Here is a 17,500-nt window from a genome sequence, read left to right as displayed (position 1 = left end):
AAAGGTTTTATTGTCGAAAAATTTTAAATCCAATCTATATCAGCACTTTCGACTACTTGACCACACGCGTTCGAGGGGTCGCACGCTTGCCAAGATAGCTTAATAATAGCAGAAGCGCAATCACGATTAAGATGGGGTAATTACCAAAACGCATAAAAGGTGTATTACCGACTCGCGCCTGAATATCACCGCGTAACACCGTCCGCTCAAATTGCGGCGCACGCTTCACAATACGACCTTTATGGTCAATGATGGCCGTAACACCAGTATTGGTCGCACGCATAAACCAACGGCCATTTTCAAGCGCGCGCATTTGCACCATTTGCAGATGCTGTAGCGGACCGGCTGACGTGCCAAACCAAGCATCATTGGAGATGGTCAATAAAAAGTCAGTGTTAATAGCGTTTTTGCGAGTGGTATCAGGATAAGCAACTTCATAGCAAACCGCTGCGCCTAAATTATGACCACGCACACGCAGCGGTGATTGGTTGTCACTACCACGACTATAGCTCAAGATTTCTTGACTGCCTGCTAAATTGGGCAAAATATCCAGCAGTCCTTCAAAAGGAATATATTCACCAAACGGAACTAAACGTTGCTTTTTATATAGCCCTTCTGCTTCAGCACCCAAGGCAATGACACTATTATAAAATGGCGGATACTTATCATTGGCTTCATCAAACGCCGCTTCATCCTTATAAGGAATGCCAGTTACCCACGTGGTATTCGTTTCTTTGGCCATTTTTACCATTTCACTGATAAAGCCAACCGCATCGGTCTGAAACATCGGAATCGACGACTCAGGCCACAGGACGATATCACGCCCCCACTCTGTACTCGTCAACGTTGCATAGATTTTTAGGGTTTCTACTTGATACTCAGTGAGCCATTTTAAATCTTGCGGAATATTGCCTTGAATTAAAGATACCGATAAATCAGGCGTGCCTTTCGGCTTCGTCCATTGTGGATTCATCAACCATAATGCGCTGCTAATAATTAACAAGGCTAAAGATGGAATCATATAGCCGCCACGGCGACGCAGTAGCTCAACTAAACTGGCTGCCAATAACACCGCCACAAAAGAGACGGCAAATACGCCAGCAACTGGTGCTAATGACGATAACCAATACTGCTCAGTAAAAGCATAACCGACAAACAACCACGGAAAGCCGGTAAATAGCCAAGTTTTCATCCATTCTTGTAATATCCAAAGCGCGGCAAAAGACAACGGCTGCTTACCGACCACTCGATTAAAAATCAGCGCCAAAAAGCCATGAAACAATCCCATGCCCAAACCCATCAACGCAATCATAATCAGCGCAAGCCACGCTGGCGTATCACCATAGACGTGAATAGAGGTGTACAGCCAAAACGCACCAACACACCAAAGCCCCGTACCATAAGCCTGACCAATAGCAAACGCACGCTTACCACTCATCTCTGGCATCAATAACGCGTATAAAATAGCCGGCGATACCAGTGCTAACGGCCAAATATCGTAAGGCGCAAGCGCAAAGATAAACACTGCCCCTGCCAGCAACGCAATCAATAGAGTCAGCACCAAAGGTAAGCCCTTTGGCTTATCGGGGTTCAGACGTTTTTGCAAATCAACAGTAGACAGACGCATAGCAGTTATCCAAAACCTTATTATTCAATAATTTTAAAACTCAATGATGCAGTCAACGTTCAATTTAAAGCTGACCCTATTATGATAAATATAGTACCTAAAAATTAAACCCGCCTATGATAGCAGCCTGCGCCACTCAATAGGTAAATTTGCGTTGCAAAATACCGGTTTTGAAAGCAAAAAAAACACGATCGCAATCGTGTTTTTTGGGATTAATCATTCATAGATTTAATAATAATGTGAATGATAAATCTGGCTGATAAAGCTTTTCGATAAATTAATGACTGAAAAACTGGTGGCTAATAAACTAATGACTGCCTATTAGCACTTGCGATTCATCGTTTATTTTAGTCACCTCAAGATTTTGGATAAAACGTCCCTCAACATCGGTAATGATGATTTGCCAATCATCTATGACGACGCTCTCACCTTCTAGATCCCCGACGTAGCCTAGCGCCTGCATGACCAAACCACCCATGGTATCGACATCGGTATCATCAAAATCAGAGCCAATCTCATCATTACAGTCTTCAATCGCCGTAGACGCTTGGATGCGCCATGTATTCGGCTTTTCAGGATCGGCGACAATATTATTAATATCACTGTCTTCATCGAAATCATCATGCTCATCGACGATATCACCAACGATCTCTTCGAGTAAATCTTCCATCGTCACCACACCGCCAAAGTTGCCAAACTCATCGACGACAACTGCCATGTGGACTTGGGTACGCTGCAACGAGCGTAGCAAGGTATCAGAGCGTGCGCTCTCACTGATATATAGTGGCTGACGTACCAAATCTCTTAAGCGTTTACTATCAATCTTGTCTTCTTGATCCCGCACCATGTGCACTAAAAGAGGAATCAAATCTTTTGCCAATAGGATACCGATGACCGCATCATCATCTTGGCTATCAAAGACTGGATAGCGCGAATGAGTCGTCTCAAGAATGATATCCATCACTTCAGCCAGACTGGTGCTTTCATGCAAGCCAATCACTTGCGGACGTGGAGTCATGATTTCACGAACTTGTGTCGCCGGCAGATCGAGCACGCCTTCTAACATGTCCACCGTATCTGGCTCTAAGAATTGGCGTGACTGTTGTACTAAACTAATCAATTCATCACGGGTTTCGGGGGCAGTCGATAGCCAGCGTTTTAAGCCGCGCATCGACCAACTACTCGGGCTGGGAGCATCTTCAGACATGATGGTGTGAGTTAACCTCTTTAGTTAATGGTAATTAAAATAATACATAAAAAATACGTAAAGTGATATATGGAGATTAAAACAATAAATAAAACCGACTACTTATTATTAAAAATAAATGGACCAGCTTAATGAGTTTCACTTTATCGCAAGGCTTACTGACATTCAACGATAAATTCACTCAAATTGTATTGTCAGTGTGTTGCAAACTTTGCTATGGTCAAAGCCTTCATTCCTCAAAATCAACCCTATGTCGCTACGTGCCTTTGTTTCTCGCCTGCTTTCGTCTCACTCAAATAGCCATCGCTCAGATAACGGCTTAGACAGTCATGGCTTAGAGGCTGATAATTTAAATAATGGCATAAAGGCTAGCGCACCGAATAGCAATCCGCCAAAGTCTAAATGGCGACATTATCTGCTACAATTTTTAATTGCGCTCACCCTTATATTGTCCGCCGTTTGGTTACTGCTGGCGATTTGGTACCAATTTGGCGGGCACTCGGTCATAACGTGGCTAACGATAGCTCTTATTGTCGGAGTGCTGGCAACTTTACTGGGTGTAAACGCTTGGTCAAAAACTGCTGAAAAATTAATGGATAGGCTCACTAGCGAGCGACGAATCAGTAATAAAAAATCCAACGTTAAAAAAACAAACAATAAGAAAACCACAACTAAAAAGACAGCAACCAGATGGTTAGTGGGATCGTACGCTGCTATTTGGGTTATTGGCTTTGGTTGGTTTATGACTATCGAACCCAAGCAACAACGCGACTGGATGCCTGAAGTCAGTGAAAGAGTCACTTACACGCGTGATGCGACCAACCCTGATTTAATTACCCTAACCAATGTACGCAACTTTGATTGGCATAATGCTGACGCTGCCACTGAACGCTGGGAGACGCGCACGATTGATATGTCGAAATTATCTGGCGTCGATGTGACCAACTCTTACTGGATGGGACCGCTGATTGCGCATACGTTGGTGAGCTTTCGCTTTGAAGATGATCGACCACTTGCCTTCTCATTTGAGATTCGTAAAGAAAATGGTGAATCGTTTTCCGCACTCGCTGGGTTTTTTAGACGTTTTGAGCTTAGCTTAGTCGCCGCAGAAGAGCGCGATATTATTTATACTCGTAGTAATGCGCGTGGTGAGCAGGTTTATCTATTTCCGATCAGTCATTTGCAGCAGCATGAGGTCAAAGCATTATTTAAATCTTATTTAATCGCCGCCGATGAGCTAAATGAAGAACCCACTTGGTATAACACCTTAATTAGTAACTGTACCAATATTATTTTTTATATGGCACGTATCGTCAGTGATGATCGTCTGCCATGGGATTATCGAATTTGGGTATCGGGTTGGCTGCCAAACTATCTACACGATGTTGGTATGTTAGATACCAATCCTGAAAAAACAGGACAACCTTGGTCGATGGATACCTGGTATGAGCGCACGCATATCAATCCGAAGGTCAAAGGCTTTCATAATAACAACGACATTCATGGCAGCGAATTTTCTCAGCAGATTCGCCAAGGTATTCTCATTCCATCGCTTGCTGACTCGCGAACTGATGCCAAGGTAGGCGCTAAATCTGCGGCTCAGGCTTCTAACGAATACTGATGACGATTGCTTCTTGTTAATATCACAGCTTTTAAGAGTTGAGGTTTTCAAGAGAAAAGGTTAACGCAACTAACGCCTAACACCATTAAGGCTTAACCCAATATTAAGGCTTAACCCAATTCACCACGCGCGTTTCCATCTCTTCATCATCCATACCAATTTCAGTCACACAGCGACCAGCCACGCCGACATTGGCAGCGCGCATTTTTTGCTGCGTCACTACGGCATCTTGGGTCAATAATAAATGCCAACTTGGTAAATTCTGTCCTTTATACAAACGCTTATAAGCGCAGTGCGACGGTAGCCACATCATATTTGGTAAATTATCGATAGTCAGCTGAATACAGTCTGGCACATGCTCTTGACGCGTGTCGTAATGCTTACAGTAACCAGTCGCACAGTCCATCAGCTGGCAGGTCACATCAGTATATTCGACCATTTCTTCATCAACATCGCCAGCTTCGTCTTCGTCGATATATTTAATCAAGCAACAACTGCCACAGCCATCACACAGTGCTTCCCACTCGCTATGATTTAATTCTGCTAGCGTAAAGCGCGACCAAAACTGCGGGCGCAATGTTTCAGTTGCTACAGCAGCAAACAGCTGATTTACGGCTGGCTCTGACCCTGATTTTTCCTCAGCATTCGAATCAACATCAGTAGCTGCATTTAAGCTGGCTTCATATTTATTTAACAAATTTAGCGTCATAAAGTTGCCGTATCATTTTGATAAAGAGCGTTACAGTATTATAGCTGTTTTTGACTGGGTTGGGCGTTAAGGTAGTAAAGGTAAGGAAAATGATCAGTTAAAAATACCGCTATATCACATTCCTAACCCAAAAATCATGACCTAACATTCATAACATAAAAAAAGGACAACAATATGTCAATTAAGACTTTTGAATTAATCAGTACCACCGAAAATGGCATTCAGTTAATCAGCTATGTCGCACTGCCAGAAAACGCCTCAGATGACAATCCAGTAGCCGGCATTTTAGTCGCACCAGAATGGTGGGGCGTCGTCGAACATCCAAAATCAATCGTTGAACGCTTAGCAGAAGCAGGCTACGCCGCCGTCGCGATGGACGTCTATGGTGAAGGGAAACTCACCACTGATGCGGCTCAAGCCAATATGTGGATGGAGCAAGTACTTGCCGATCAAGACATGCTTATGGCACGCTGTCGTTTAATTCTCAATGACTTTAGTGACCAGATGGCTGTTAATGGCGATAATCTAGCCGCCATTGGCTTTTGCTTCGGTGGCAAAGTCGTCCTCGACATGGCACGTGAAGGCATGCCGCTAAAAGCAGTTGCCACTTTCCATGGCAACCCTTCACCGAAGCAGCCAGCCGATAAAAACTTCAAAGCTAAAGTATTGGTCGCCCACGGTCGCGATGATTCGATGGTATCGATGGAGGCCATAGAAGGTCTCAAATCAGAGCTAGATGCCGCTGATGTCGATTACACTATTGATGTTTATGACAACGCTAAGCATGGTTTTACTAACCCACAAGCCGATGAGCGCGCTGCCAAAAATGGCGTAGATTTGGGCTATAACGAAGCCGCTGCCAAGCAAAGCTGGGAAAACATGCTGGAGTTTATGAAAAGCAACTTGGCATAAAGCTTTATAAAATCTTGTTATAAATAGCGCAGCAAAAACAAGGGCAGCTTAATACTTAAGCTGCCCTTGTTTTATAAGTGAAACCATCAGTCTTGTGCTTATCGTCAAATAACGTCATTATCACTCTATTATCAGATGGATTGAGTGACGAGGATGCTATATCTATTTATAAACCAACTTGGCTGGCTGGCTTTTATTGCTTTGTTAATTGTGGTTGTGGCGTTATACGCCAAGATAAATCAGCAGCTCAGGCATTTACGCCGCGATATGGCACAATTACAAGCTGAGTTTGTGCTGCATAAAAATAACCTGATAGCAGAAAAACCTGCCCATTCTGCTGATATAAGCTTTATTAAAGATAGTAGTTCGGAATCAGAATCTGCGGTAGCACCTGATAGCGCTTTAAGTCCTTGGCCACCAACGCTTACTTCTTCATCATCGTTATCTTCAGAAGAAGAAAAAGTTACTTCTGCGTCATCTACTTTACCTATTTTTGACTCTATTAAAAACCTGCGCTTAAAGTCGAAACCACAGAATTCAACCACTGACATAGAGCCGGACGAACGCTCTTTGCCAATAGTTACTTCCATTATCAGCTCGATTAAAAACTGGTTCTTTGGCGGTAATTTGGTGGTACGTGTCGGAGTCTTAGTATTGCTGGTCGGCGTGGTTTTATTGCTACGCTTATTAAGCGAGTATATCGAGATACCGATTACCGTTAAACTTATTGCCATAGGTGCTATTGGCTTAGGGCTAGCAGGATTGGGATTAAATCTAGTAAAAAATCGCTTTGCTTACGGCATTACCTTGCAAGGAGCCGGTTTATCCATCGCTTATTTAAGTACCTTTTTTGCCTATAGCGTGTATCACGTCATTAGTGCCTTACCAAGCTTTATGGCACTCGGTATATTATCGGCGCTAACGGTTGCTTTAGCGGTGCGCCAAAACGCTTTCCCGTTAGCATTATTGGCATTATCCGGTGGCTTTTTTGCGCCAATTTTGACCAGTCAAGATACCGGCAGCTTAACGGTATTATTTAGCTATTATTTATTATTAAATGTGACCATTGCTGCTATTGCCCATTATCGCCCGTGGAAGGTACTTAACTTATTGGGTGTGGGCGTGACCTTTGGGCTGGCATACTATTGGGGGCTCACTGAGAATTTAATAGTAATTATTGATAATCAGCGCTGGGCATTGGTCCTGCTCGTAGCACTGCATGTCCTGCTCTATCTATTCGTCGTCATTCGCTATGCTCAGCAAATTATTGCTTATAATAATAGCCATGAGTTGGATGCTAATAGTAAAAATCAAACTGCTGATATTAAGGCGGCGGCTGACATTCAGACCGCTAATATTACTGACCATCAGTATTTATTTCCTATTGATATCGGGCTGCTATTTTCAGTGCCGATATTGGCATTTGGCTTATTTTCAGCGTTATTGAGCGATATCAATCACGCATTAACCTTTGCTAGCGCTATTTTAGCAGCGATTTATTTGGGGCTTGGTTGGACCTTTATTCAGCGTAGTCAGCGCTATGCGCTGATTACTGAAGGCATGCTGGCATTAGGATTTGGCTTTTTAGCCTTAGTGATTCCGCTGGCGTTAAACGCTGAGTGGATTGCCTTTGGTTGGTCGGTGCAAGGTTTGGCATTGGTCTGGTTTGGCCGTCGCTCATTACGCGCATGGTCAGTATTATTCGGTTTATCGTTACAGCTGATTAGTATTGCTATGCTGTTAAATAGCTTTGTTATCACTGTTATGCATTATCCCACGTTGGCATTAACGATTTCTGCCATCAGTGCGCTCGCCAGCGTTTTTATTCTACGTGCCAGCAATTCGCCTATCCTATCTCCTATCGCAGACATTCAAGACTCAGCACAAGCTACTCACTATTCTGAAAACGAGCTTAACGCCAATCATACGCTGTCAGAATATGCCAAAGCATTAGGTATCAGTGAAACGGCAGCTCAGCAATGGCTTGCCAGTATCAATAGCCAAAGCATAGTGTTTAAAATCATTTGGCAAACTCCAGTTTTGATACGTCTGTTGACGCTCACTGCGATGGGCTGGCTACTATATGTGTTAATCATTGATTTTGACCAATGGTTTGCCAGCTGGCAATTGGCAACGACTACCCTGATAGCATTGGCGAGTTTGGTCAGCATTATCATTTATCATGTGGTTAACTATTACCGTTCGTGGCGTGAAATCAGACAGTTTAGCCATGGTTTGCTGCTGTTATTTTATGCCATGATCGTATTACAGCTGCCACAAAGATATGAATTTGACTATCAATGGACGACATTTCATTGGCCTATATTGATTACGTTATTAATCGGCTGGCTGGCGGTTGGGCAGTTATGGTTAAAAACATGGCATAACAATACTAATATCAATAAAGACAATCATAACAATGCAGAATTAAAAGGCTACGATAGCGCTAGCTGGCTTGGCACTGGAATTATAGTTTTAGCAGAATTGGTACATTATAGATTGCCCGATTCACAAGGGTTGATGACTATCCTTGTACCTATTGCCTTGATGCTGGCTGGACTCTGGTGGACGCACCGTCATAACTTAATTCAATCCCATCATACGCCAGCAAAAAACACATCTTCAGCGCTTTCGCTGTACTGGTTTGACTGGCAACAGGCGCTATTAGGTAGTGCCAAAATTTTTGTGCCCATTACATTAGGTTGGGTTATTTTTACCAACTTCTCCTATGATGGGGTGATTTGGGAACTGCCCTATTTCCCTTTGTTTAATTTATATGATGTGACCTTATGGCTAATCGTATTTTATGGGTTGGGCGTTTATTTACTCGGTCAATCACAGGGCAAGCAATCGCAAAACATCTTAGATGCCATTCCTAAAAATAATACGCTACTCATTATCTTAGCGCTGATTAGCTTTTGGATATTCTCTAGTATGTTAGTCAGAACGCTGCACGCTTTTATTAACACACCACTATGGATTGTTGGTTTCTACGAAAGTACTGGCGGCGCATGGTATAGCGAGCAAGTGCAGACAGGATTAACGATTTTATGGACATTATTGGCATTGGCTGCAACTATTATTGCCAGTCGCTACCTCCAGCGGGCGCTGTGGTTTATGGGTATTGGATTGCTGGGCGTGGTGGTACTCAAACTGGTCTTGGTTGATTTATCACAAACTGAGGCGATTTGGCGGGTGATTTCTTTCCTTGGTGCCGGTAGCTTAATATTAGTGATAGGTTATTTGGCACCCCTGCCACCTGCTCATGATGAGGTCGTAGATGATCCTCAAGGATAGCGACCGTGATAACTGCCGCTCATGACATCAAGAAATTGTAACGTGATAACGCTGGTTCTGTAGTAAACTGAACACCATTAAAAAGTAAATGACGATTGTCTTACTTTTAGCATTTTTTATAAAAGGTTATAAAAGCAAATGGATAAGAGAGTAAGTATTCAGTGGTTCCCTGGGCATATGAACAAAGCCCGCAATGAAATCAAAGAAAACATGCCACAAATGGACGTGGTCATCGAAGTGATTGATGCGCGTATCCCTTATAGTAGTGAAAACCCAATGGTCGCGGCATTGCGCGGCGAAAAACCTGTCATTAAAATCTTAAACAAAGCCGATCTTGCTGATCCCGAATTGACCCAAGCATGGATGGATTATCTTGAGCAACAAGATGGGGTCAAAGCCATTGCTTGTGACGATAATAAAGCCGATGACGTAAAGCGCATCATCGCCCTTTGTAAAAAACTTGTCCCCAATAAAGTCGGCACCGGTCGCCAGATCAAAGCCATGATTATGGGGATTCCAAACGTCGGTAAATCGACTTTGATTAATACCCTAGCAGGACGTGCGGTTGCTAGAACAGGTGACGAACCAGCCGTCACCAAGTCGCAGCAGCTAATTAAGCTTGACGATGACATCATGCTCTATGATACCCCTGGCATGCTGTGGCCAAAGGTTGAAAACGAAAACTCTGGTTATCGCTTGGCAGCAACAGGCGGCATTCGTGATACCGCATTTGATTTTGCTGACGTCGCAGGCTATACCGCGGAATATTTGCTTGAAGCCTATCCTGAGCTATTAAAAGCCCGCTATAAAATTGAAGAATTGCCCAAGACAGATTGGGAGTTTTTTGAAATAGCTGGACGTAATCGTGGCTGTGTGCGTGCGGGAAATAAAGTCGATACTTACCGGATGTCTGAGATTTTGGTTAATGAGCTGCGTAGCGGTAAGATTGGGCGTATTACTTTAGAGACGCCCGCAATGACTGAGGCTGAAGAAATCGTCGTCGCTCAGCAACGCTTAGCAGCAGAAGAAAAAAGAATAGCTAAAGAAGAAGAGAAACGCCTGCGTCGATTGAAAACGCGCAAGAATCGGAAGTAGGGTTGTTTTTTATTATTGGCAGTAAAATTGATAGGATTAAAGATCTTTACTTGTAATTCTTAAAAGAAATAGGGATGTTTAAAATGTTAAAAAAATTAGTTCCATTGTTTGGTCTGCTTATGATTAGTAGCCTTTCTTATGCAAATACAAACCTTCCATTTACTGGAGAGCGTATTTTTAACTTTGCAGGTGGAAATGACAATAATGGATTAATTAAGATACAAAAGGATGGTGCTACTGATATTGAAATGTTTGGCAAGCGTTTTAGCCATACCGTTTATAGAGGTATGTATAGTGATTCAATGGCTTCAGACGAGGACGAGTCCTATTTTAAAGTTATTGGTGATTCTATAATTAAGTTAGATAAAAATGGCAACATCGCTTATGGGTGTGAAGCCACTCCAGACTATGATCTTGATGTTAATCTTTACGAAAGGCCTTGTATTTCGAAGCTTTACGAAGACTAATTACCATAACATACTTATACTTTTTAGAGTCCATATATCAACTAGGCTACTATGATCCCCTCTGCTAAAACCATCCAAATCTATCTGCCAAAAGGTAATCCTCGCGGGTTGCGTTTGGCTGAGATGACCACTCGTACGGTAAGATTGATTGAAATCCCGCGCATTCATATTGATGACTTTTTTGCGATGCCAGAAGCCAATCAAGTTGGTTTATATTTTCTGGTCGGTGATACAGACGGTATCGACAAGCCGCTACTATATATTGGGCAAACCGGTGATTTAAGAAGACGACTAAACCAGCATCATGAAAAGGGTTTTTGGACGCGTGCTTTTGTCATGCTCTCGACCAATAACTCAATGACCCAAACGCACGCGTTATATATGGAACATAAAGCTATTGCCACTGCTATTAAAGTTGGGCGTTATAAGATAAAAAATGGTAATACTGGTAATCGTCCACATACTCCTGATCCACTAAAAGCTGACTGCGAAGAGCTGTTTTATACGCTCGATGTTTTATTATCAACTTTAGGGCAGCCTATTTTTGAATCACTTAGTATCAATAACAAAAGTGCTAACAGTAATGAGATCTTACCTATTATAGATACAAGAAATACTATCTGTATTGGGACAACTCCTACTCAAATATCCCTTACTCAACCGGAGTCCACGCTTTTTTATTGCAAAACTCATGGTACCTATGCTAAGGGTTATTATGATGATGATGGGTTTGTAGTGTTATCAGGTTCACTAATAAATAAGAGAACAATTGCATCAGCAAGCAGCTGGGCAATTAATAAAAGAGATGAAATGTTGTCAGCAAAGAAATTAATTGAATATGATAGCGAACTCTATGAGCTAATAGAAAATTTATTGTGCAAAACACCCAGTGGTGCATCTGATTTTGTACTTGGCTCTTCAAGCAATGGTTGGAAAATTTGGAAAAATGAAGCAGGTCAAACTTTAGATAGTATCTATCGCTAACGCCTTTAATCCCGATACGCAACCCTCATATAACCTTCATACTTTTGAATTGCTTGCCCATTGCCTATGACAGCCCCTACTTTTATTCATACAGATACCAACCTTAATTCCTTCGCCTCACGCCTACTCGACTGGTTCGCCACTAATGGTCGCCATGATTTGCCTTGGCAACAACACCAAACTGACACGCCAAACCCTTATGTGGTTTGGCTATCAGAAGTCATGCTTCAGCAAACGCAAGTAACGACGGTGCTGCCCTACTTTGCCCGCTTTATGGCGTCGTTTCCGACAGTACAAGATTTAGCAACTGCTGAATGGGATACGGTCGCAGAGCATTGGGCGGGGCTTGGCTATTATGCACGCGCGCGTAATTTACATAAAGGCGCTAAACAGTTGGTCGAAGTTATCGCTGAGACTGGTGAATATCCAACGACCCTAGCAGGTTGGGAAGCGATTTCTGGCGTTGGTCCTTCGACCGCTGGCGCGATTATGGCGATGGGCTTGCATCGTTATGGCGTCATCTGTGATGGTAATGTCAAACGTGTACTCACACGCTGGGCGGCAATTGATGGTGATATCACTAAGTCGGCGACGACTAAAGAATTATGGGCGTTGGCAGAGCGTTTAACGCCTAGAGAGCAATCAGGATTGTTTGCGCAAGCGATGATGGATATGGGCGCAACGTTATGTACGCGTAGCAAGCCCGCTTGTCTATTATGTCCGCTACAAGATGATTGCTTAGCACATGCACAAGGGCGCGAGACGGACTATCCGGTCAAGGCAAAAAAGCCGCCGAAACCGAGCAAGTTCAGCAATGCCCTATTAATTCAAAATACCGATTGTGAGATATTGTGGCTACAGCGCCCTGATAATGGCATTTGGGGTGGGTTGTGGAGTTTGCCACTAGAGTTTGTAGAAAAGACTAGCGGAAAAGTTGCTGTTAAAGCTGTTATTAAAGACACTATTAAAAATACTGACAACAATATAGATAACAAACTAAGCGCCGCGACAGGTAATCAGCCATTAGAAGTGGCTAGCAATGAGAAAGTATACGAAGCAGAATTTACCATTGCTGAGCAGATTATTAATGAGTGGTTGGCAAAAAATCAATTAATAGCAAAATCAGTGAGTAAAAGTTTATTAGACGACGCACCTATTAAACATTCATTGACCCATTTTCATTGGTATTTGACGCCGCAATCAGTCACTTTAAATGCTAAACAAGCTACCGATATAACCGAAGCATTGCAAGCTGGTGACATTAATATCAATTGGTTAAATGCTGATGATGCACAAGCAACGCTAGGATTGCCAAGAGCGATGGTTAAAATTTTAGAGTAATAATTTGCATCATTCATCTAAGCTAAATGCTTAAAAAAGTACTACATACACCATAAAAAAAGCGACTCATAATTAATTATGAGTCGCTTTTACTTTATTGCTTTTACTTAAATAAGCATAATAAATCTATAGAAGACTAAGACTTCGGCACACGCAAACGCATCAAGCCTTCTTGTTGTACCGTCGCTACCAGCTTACCATCTTGCCAAAACTGACCATGATTTAATCCCATCGCATTGGATGTCGTATCACTCCACATGTCGTATAGCAGCCATTCGTTTAAGTCAAAGTGACGATGGAAATGCATTGAATGGTCGATACTAGCAGCCTGTAAACCACTGGTCATAAAGCTGATGCCGTGCGACATCAGACCGGTACCAACCAGATAAAAATCAGATGAAAATGCCAATAATGCTTGCTGGATAGCGAGCGGCTGATTACCCAATTCACGGATGCGTAGCCAGTTTGCTTGCTTCGGTTTCATCGGTTCTGGATGAATCGGATCCCGCGGCTTAACGGGTTTGATCTCGATATGACGGCGGCGCATAAAGCGCGCTTTTAACGCCTCTGGAACTTTACCGACATACTCTTCTTTTAGATCCTGCTCAGCCAATAAATCTTCAGGCGGCGGATAAACCGGCATATCTTCTTGATACTCTAAACCTTCTTCCATCGGTGAAAAAGACGCAATCATCGAAAATATCACTTGCTCAACTGGCGGCTTACCGCGTACTTGCTTATATTGAATCGCGGTCACTTCACGCGCAGACAGACTGCGACCATCACGTAAGCGGCGCACTTGATAAATCACTGGTTGATTGATATCACCACCGCGTAAAAAATACCCATGCAATGAATGACAAGGCTTGTCTTTATCAAGCGTATGCGCTGCTGCCATGATCGCTTGCGCGAGCACTTGCCCACCGAAAATACGGGCACCAACATAGTCATGGCTTTTACCTTCAAACACATCAGAGCTGACTTCAATGAGCGCCACTGTGGCCAGTAACTCATCGATCAGTTGCGAATAATCAGACATGACGGTATTTTCCTTATTTTTGTCAATAACGCCAAGCATCTAGATATAAGCGCCAAACGATATCAATATGATATGGCTTAAGCCGATATGGCGTTTTAATTTAAAATAATGTGAAATCACTTGCAGTAATATACAAGAGAAATTTTAGGATGAGCAATAACTTAGTATGATTAACAATAATAACAGACAATAAAACGATTGCTAATAACTCATTATAAAACGAAAGGCGTAAAAACAAGATATTTTATATCACCTCGTTTTTACTATTGTCTTACATTTATGGCTTCACTGCCACCAGCACACGAATAGAATCTGGTACGAGTGATAAGCTTCCTAGCGCCTGCTCGCCTTGTGCTTGTAGCTGCTCTAAGCGCTCAATCTCTTCTGGACGCACGTTAGGATTGATAGTCTGTAGATGTTTAAGACGTTTAATCTCGCGCGACCACTGCTGGCTAAAGCGTGCGCTTGCTTGCTCACCAATCTCAGCTAACTGCTGACGGGCAATGTCTTCGGCTTCATAATAACGCTGCTCAATCACATCGCCACGTACTTTAATCACTTGGCGCGCGCGGTTTTTATCTAAGCGCTCAATGTGCGGCATAATCATATCGGCGCTGATACGCGCGGATAAATCACTACCCTGCTCACTAATAAAGACACGGATATTTTGCGTGCTCAAGGTCGCTGGCAAATTAAGCAATTTTGGTGCGATGGCTTCTACGCGGAAGTTTACTTCTAGCAGCACCATGCCTTGTGGCACGGCGGCGCTTTTTAGCATCGCAACCGTGGTATTACCAAAGGTGCTGGTACTCGCCAGCTCATAAATCGCGCGCATTAGCGGATGCTCATGAGTGATAAATTCGATATCCTCACGCTGCAGCGCTTGCTCACGCTCAAAAGTCAATGTCATGCCGTCTTCATCACCAAGTGGCAGACCGTCGATGTAATCACTAATTTCAGTGCTATCAATCGGTGCAATCACCCACGAGCCATCACGTTGGATGTTATGCTCGATATTGGCTGAGGCAAAAAATCGCTCAATAAACTGCGGCAATAGATTGTGACCGTCGAAGTCACGCATGGCATCAGCGATACGTCCAGCAACACGTGGACGGCACGAGTTGTATTCTAGCAAGCGATCGCGACCCGCTTGGAGCTGTTCCTCAAGTCCCAATCGCGTCTGTAGTGCTTCTGCGACAACATTTTTAAGCGTCGTACGATTCTCGTCGGTATCTGCACCCTCAAGCATTGGTTTCAGCTCTTGGATGTACTGCTCTTGCACGCTTTGCGCCGTCGGTGAAATTTGATTAAACATATTTAGCGCGCTGCTGTACCAGTGATAGAGGCGCTCTTGCGCTGTGCCCTGCACATAAGGTACATGCAACATAATTTGCTGCGTTTGCCCGATACGATCTAGACGACCGATACGCTGCTCTAGTGTATCTGGGTTAGCTGGTAAGTCCCACAATATCAGCTGGCTTGCAAACTGGAAGTTGCGACCTTCAGAACCAATCTCAGAGCATAATAATATCTGCGCACCTTCACTATCCGCAAAAAACGCCGCCGCTTGATCACGCTCAAGTAAGGTCATCTGCTCGGTAAAGATGGCCGTCTTAATACCAGCATGTAGACGCAATACTGCCTCTAAACTCTCAACCGTCGCGCCACTACGAGCAATCAATAGCACTTTTTTGTGCTTAAGCTCACCCTTTAAGATATTAATTAACCAAGGAACACGCGGGTCATCTTCTAACCAGCCGCCATCAGGCTGATTTTCTTCGCCCCATAGCTGCTCACGCAATTTGCCGTTAGTTTGGTAGCTATCGATCCATGCTTCAGGTAATGGCAGTGGATATGGCTGGCTACTACGTCCGTAGAAGCCTTTAACACTCTCACGGGTATTGCGGAATAAGATACGCCCGGTACCATGGCGATCTAGCAGCTCATTGAGCGCATAAGTGCGTAGTTTTTCGTCTTCATTAATCGTTGCTAATTCATCAATACTAATCGTAAGCAGATTACTTAACGCTGCGATTTGCCCTTCACTTAATGGCTTATCTTCTATCAATACGCTTGCGACCGACGCAGTTTCCGCAAAGGCTTCTTGTCCATCGATAAATTCATCTAAATCGTCAAAGCGAGCTGGATCTAATAAACGCAAACGCGCAAAGTGACTTTGTGCGCCAAGCTGCTCAGGCGTCGCTGTCAATAACATGACCCCTGCCGTTTCTTCGGCGAAGTCTGCAATGAGGTCATACTTATCATTGCCGCCTTGCGTCTCATCCCAATGCAAGTGATGCGCCTCATCGACGACCAGTAAATCAAACCCTGCGTCCATCGCTTGGTCATACAAGTCAGGATGGTCGAGCAATAGATCCATACCAGCGATGATACATTGCTCAGTGTTAAAGACGTTTTGCTCAGGGTCGTGTTCTTTAATCGCCGCGGTACGTACCAAATCAAATAGTGCAAAGTTTAGATTAAAACGACGACGTAGCTCGATCATCCACTGGTATTGCAGACTGTCCGGCACGAGAATGAGCACGCGCTCAGCTTTGCCAGTCAGCAACTGCTGATGAATAATCAAACCCGCTTCAATAGTTTTACCCAAACCAACTTCGTCGGCAAGCAACACACGTGGTGCGATACGTTTGCCAACTTCATGGGCGATATAAAGCTGATGCTCAATGATATCGACGCGCGCGCCCATTAGACCTTTTAATGGATGACCAGCAATTGCCGATTGCATACGCAAAATATCTTGACGCAAATCGTACCAATCACTACGTTCAATACGACCAGCCAGCAGACGCTCAAGTGGCTTTGCTAAGGTGATATTGGCGGCAAGACGGGTTTCCATGATTGCTTTATCATGCCCATCAACGCTGTATTTGAGCACGCCCATCACTTCTTCGACGGCGCTTACCGTATAGCTCTTACCCGCCTGATCAGAGATGCTATCGCCAACCTTAAATACTACACGCGATAACGGCGCAGAGTTTTTCGCATAAACGCGCGTCTCTTCACTTTGGGGAAATAAAATATGTACACATCGGTCGTCAACATCGATGACCACACCTAAGCCCAGCTCGGACTCCGTATCAGATAAATAGCGTTGACCAACGGCGAATTCGGTGCTGTGCAATGAAGCGATAGAGATAGTCATAGGGCGATGTCTTTTGTACTCAGATGATAAGAAAG

General features: G+C 43.6%; 12 protein-coding genes. 7 read left to right on the top strand and 5 right to left on the bottom strand.

What is annotated here, in order from left to right; all coding sequences use genetic code 11:
- Positions 1-52 precede the first annotated feature (52 nt).
- Both lnt and CAN34_RS08770 read right to left on the bottom strand, forming a co-directional pair.
- Entirely contained in the window at positions 53-1,627 is a 1,575-nt protein-coding gene (lnt, locus tag CAN34_RS08775) for an apolipoprotein N-acyltransferase (RefSeq protein ID WP_089555320.1), read from the bottom strand.
- A 307-nt stretch (positions 1,628-1,934) separates the two neighbouring features.
- Positions 1,935-2,834 (bottom strand): CBS domain-containing protein, encoded by a 900-nt coding sequence (locus CAN34_RS08770; RefSeq protein ID WP_089555319.1) that lies wholly within the window; start codon positions 2,832-2,834, stop codon positions 1,935-1,937.
- A gap of 199 nt (positions 2,835-3,033) precedes the next feature.
- Between CAN34_RS08770 and CAN34_RS08765 the strand changes: the two genes are divergently transcribed.
- Positions 3,034-4,455: a DUF4105 domain-containing protein gene (locus CAN34_RS08765; protein ID WP_254423138.1), complete on the top strand. Its 1,422-nt coding sequence runs from the start codon at positions 3,034-3,036 to the stop codon at positions 4,453-4,455.
- Positions 4,456-4,558: 103 nt separating this feature from the next.
- Here CAN34_RS08765 and CAN34_RS08760 read toward each other — a convergent pair whose 3' ends face one another.
- Positions 4,559-5,164 carry a YcgN family cysteine cluster protein gene (locus CAN34_RS08760; protein ID WP_089555317.1) on the bottom strand — a complete coding sequence of 202 codons (606 nt, stop codon included), beginning with the start codon at positions 5,162-5,164 and terminating at the stop codon, positions 4,559-4,561.
- Between the two features lie 174 nt (positions 5,165-5,338).
- Between CAN34_RS08760 and CAN34_RS08755 the strand changes: the two genes are divergently transcribed.
- From CAN34_RS08755 to mutY, 6 genes are all read left to right on the top strand, one after another.
- Positions 5,339-6,076, top strand: a complete 738-nt coding sequence (locus CAN34_RS08755; RefSeq protein WP_089555316.1) for a dienelactone hydrolase family protein — start codon at positions 5,339-5,341, stop codon at positions 6,074-6,076.
- 153 nt (positions 6,077-6,229) lie between these two features.
- Entirely contained in the window at positions 6,230-9,373 is a 3,144-nt protein-coding gene (locus CAN34_RS08750; protein WP_089555315.1) for a DUF2339 domain-containing protein, read from the top strand.
- Positions 9,374-9,511: 138 nt separating this feature from the next.
- Positions 9,512-10,468, top strand: coding sequence for a ribosome biogenesis GTPase YlqF (gene ylqF, locus CAN34_RS08745; protein ID WP_089555314.1), 957 nt, complete (start codon positions 9,512-9,514; stop codon positions 10,466-10,468).
- A gap of 83 nt (positions 10,469-10,551) precedes the next feature.
- Positions 10,552-10,935: a hypothetical protein gene (locus CAN34_RS08740; RefSeq protein ID WP_123891914.1), complete on the top strand. Its 384-nt coding sequence runs from the start codon at positions 10,552-10,554 to the stop codon at positions 10,933-10,935.
- A 51-nt stretch (positions 10,936-10,986) separates the two neighbouring features.
- Positions 10,987-11,919, top strand: a complete 933-nt coding sequence (locus CAN34_RS08735) for a GIY-YIG nuclease family protein (RefSeq protein WP_089555312.1) — start codon at positions 10,987-10,989, stop codon at positions 11,917-11,919.
- 66 nt (positions 11,920-11,985) lie between these two features.
- Positions 11,986-13,260, top strand: a complete 1,275-nt coding sequence (gene mutY, locus CAN34_RS08730) for an A/G-specific adenine glycosylase (RefSeq protein ID WP_089555311.1) — start codon at positions 11,986-11,988, stop codon at positions 13,258-13,260.
- Between the two features lie 136 nt (positions 13,261-13,396).
- On the opposite strand, the gene CAN34_RS08725 is transcribed toward mutY, so the two are convergent.
- Together CAN34_RS08725 and rapA are read right to left on the bottom strand one after the other, a co-directional pair.
- Positions 13,397-14,299 (bottom strand): acyl-CoA thioesterase II, encoded by a 903-nt coding sequence (locus tag CAN34_RS08725; RefSeq protein ID WP_089555310.1) that lies wholly within the window; start codon positions 14,297-14,299, stop codon positions 13,397-13,399.
- Between the two features lie 277 nt (positions 14,300-14,576).
- On the bottom strand, positions 14,577-17,465 hold the full coding sequence (gene rapA, locus CAN34_RS08720) for an RNA polymerase-associated protein RapA (protein ID WP_174668356.1): 2,889 nt from the start codon (positions 17,463-17,465) through the stop codon (positions 14,577-14,579).
- Positions 17,466-17,500 lie beyond the last annotated feature (35 nt).

The sequence above is a fragment of the Psychrobacter sp. DAB_AL32B genome (genome assembly GCF_002224105.1).
In the GTDB taxonomy this organism is placed as follows: Bacteria; Pseudomonadota; Gammaproteobacteria; order Pseudomonadales; family Moraxellaceae; genus Psychrobacter.
Note: the sequence above shows the minus strand (reverse complement) of the source record. Positions and strands in the feature narration are given on the sequence as shown.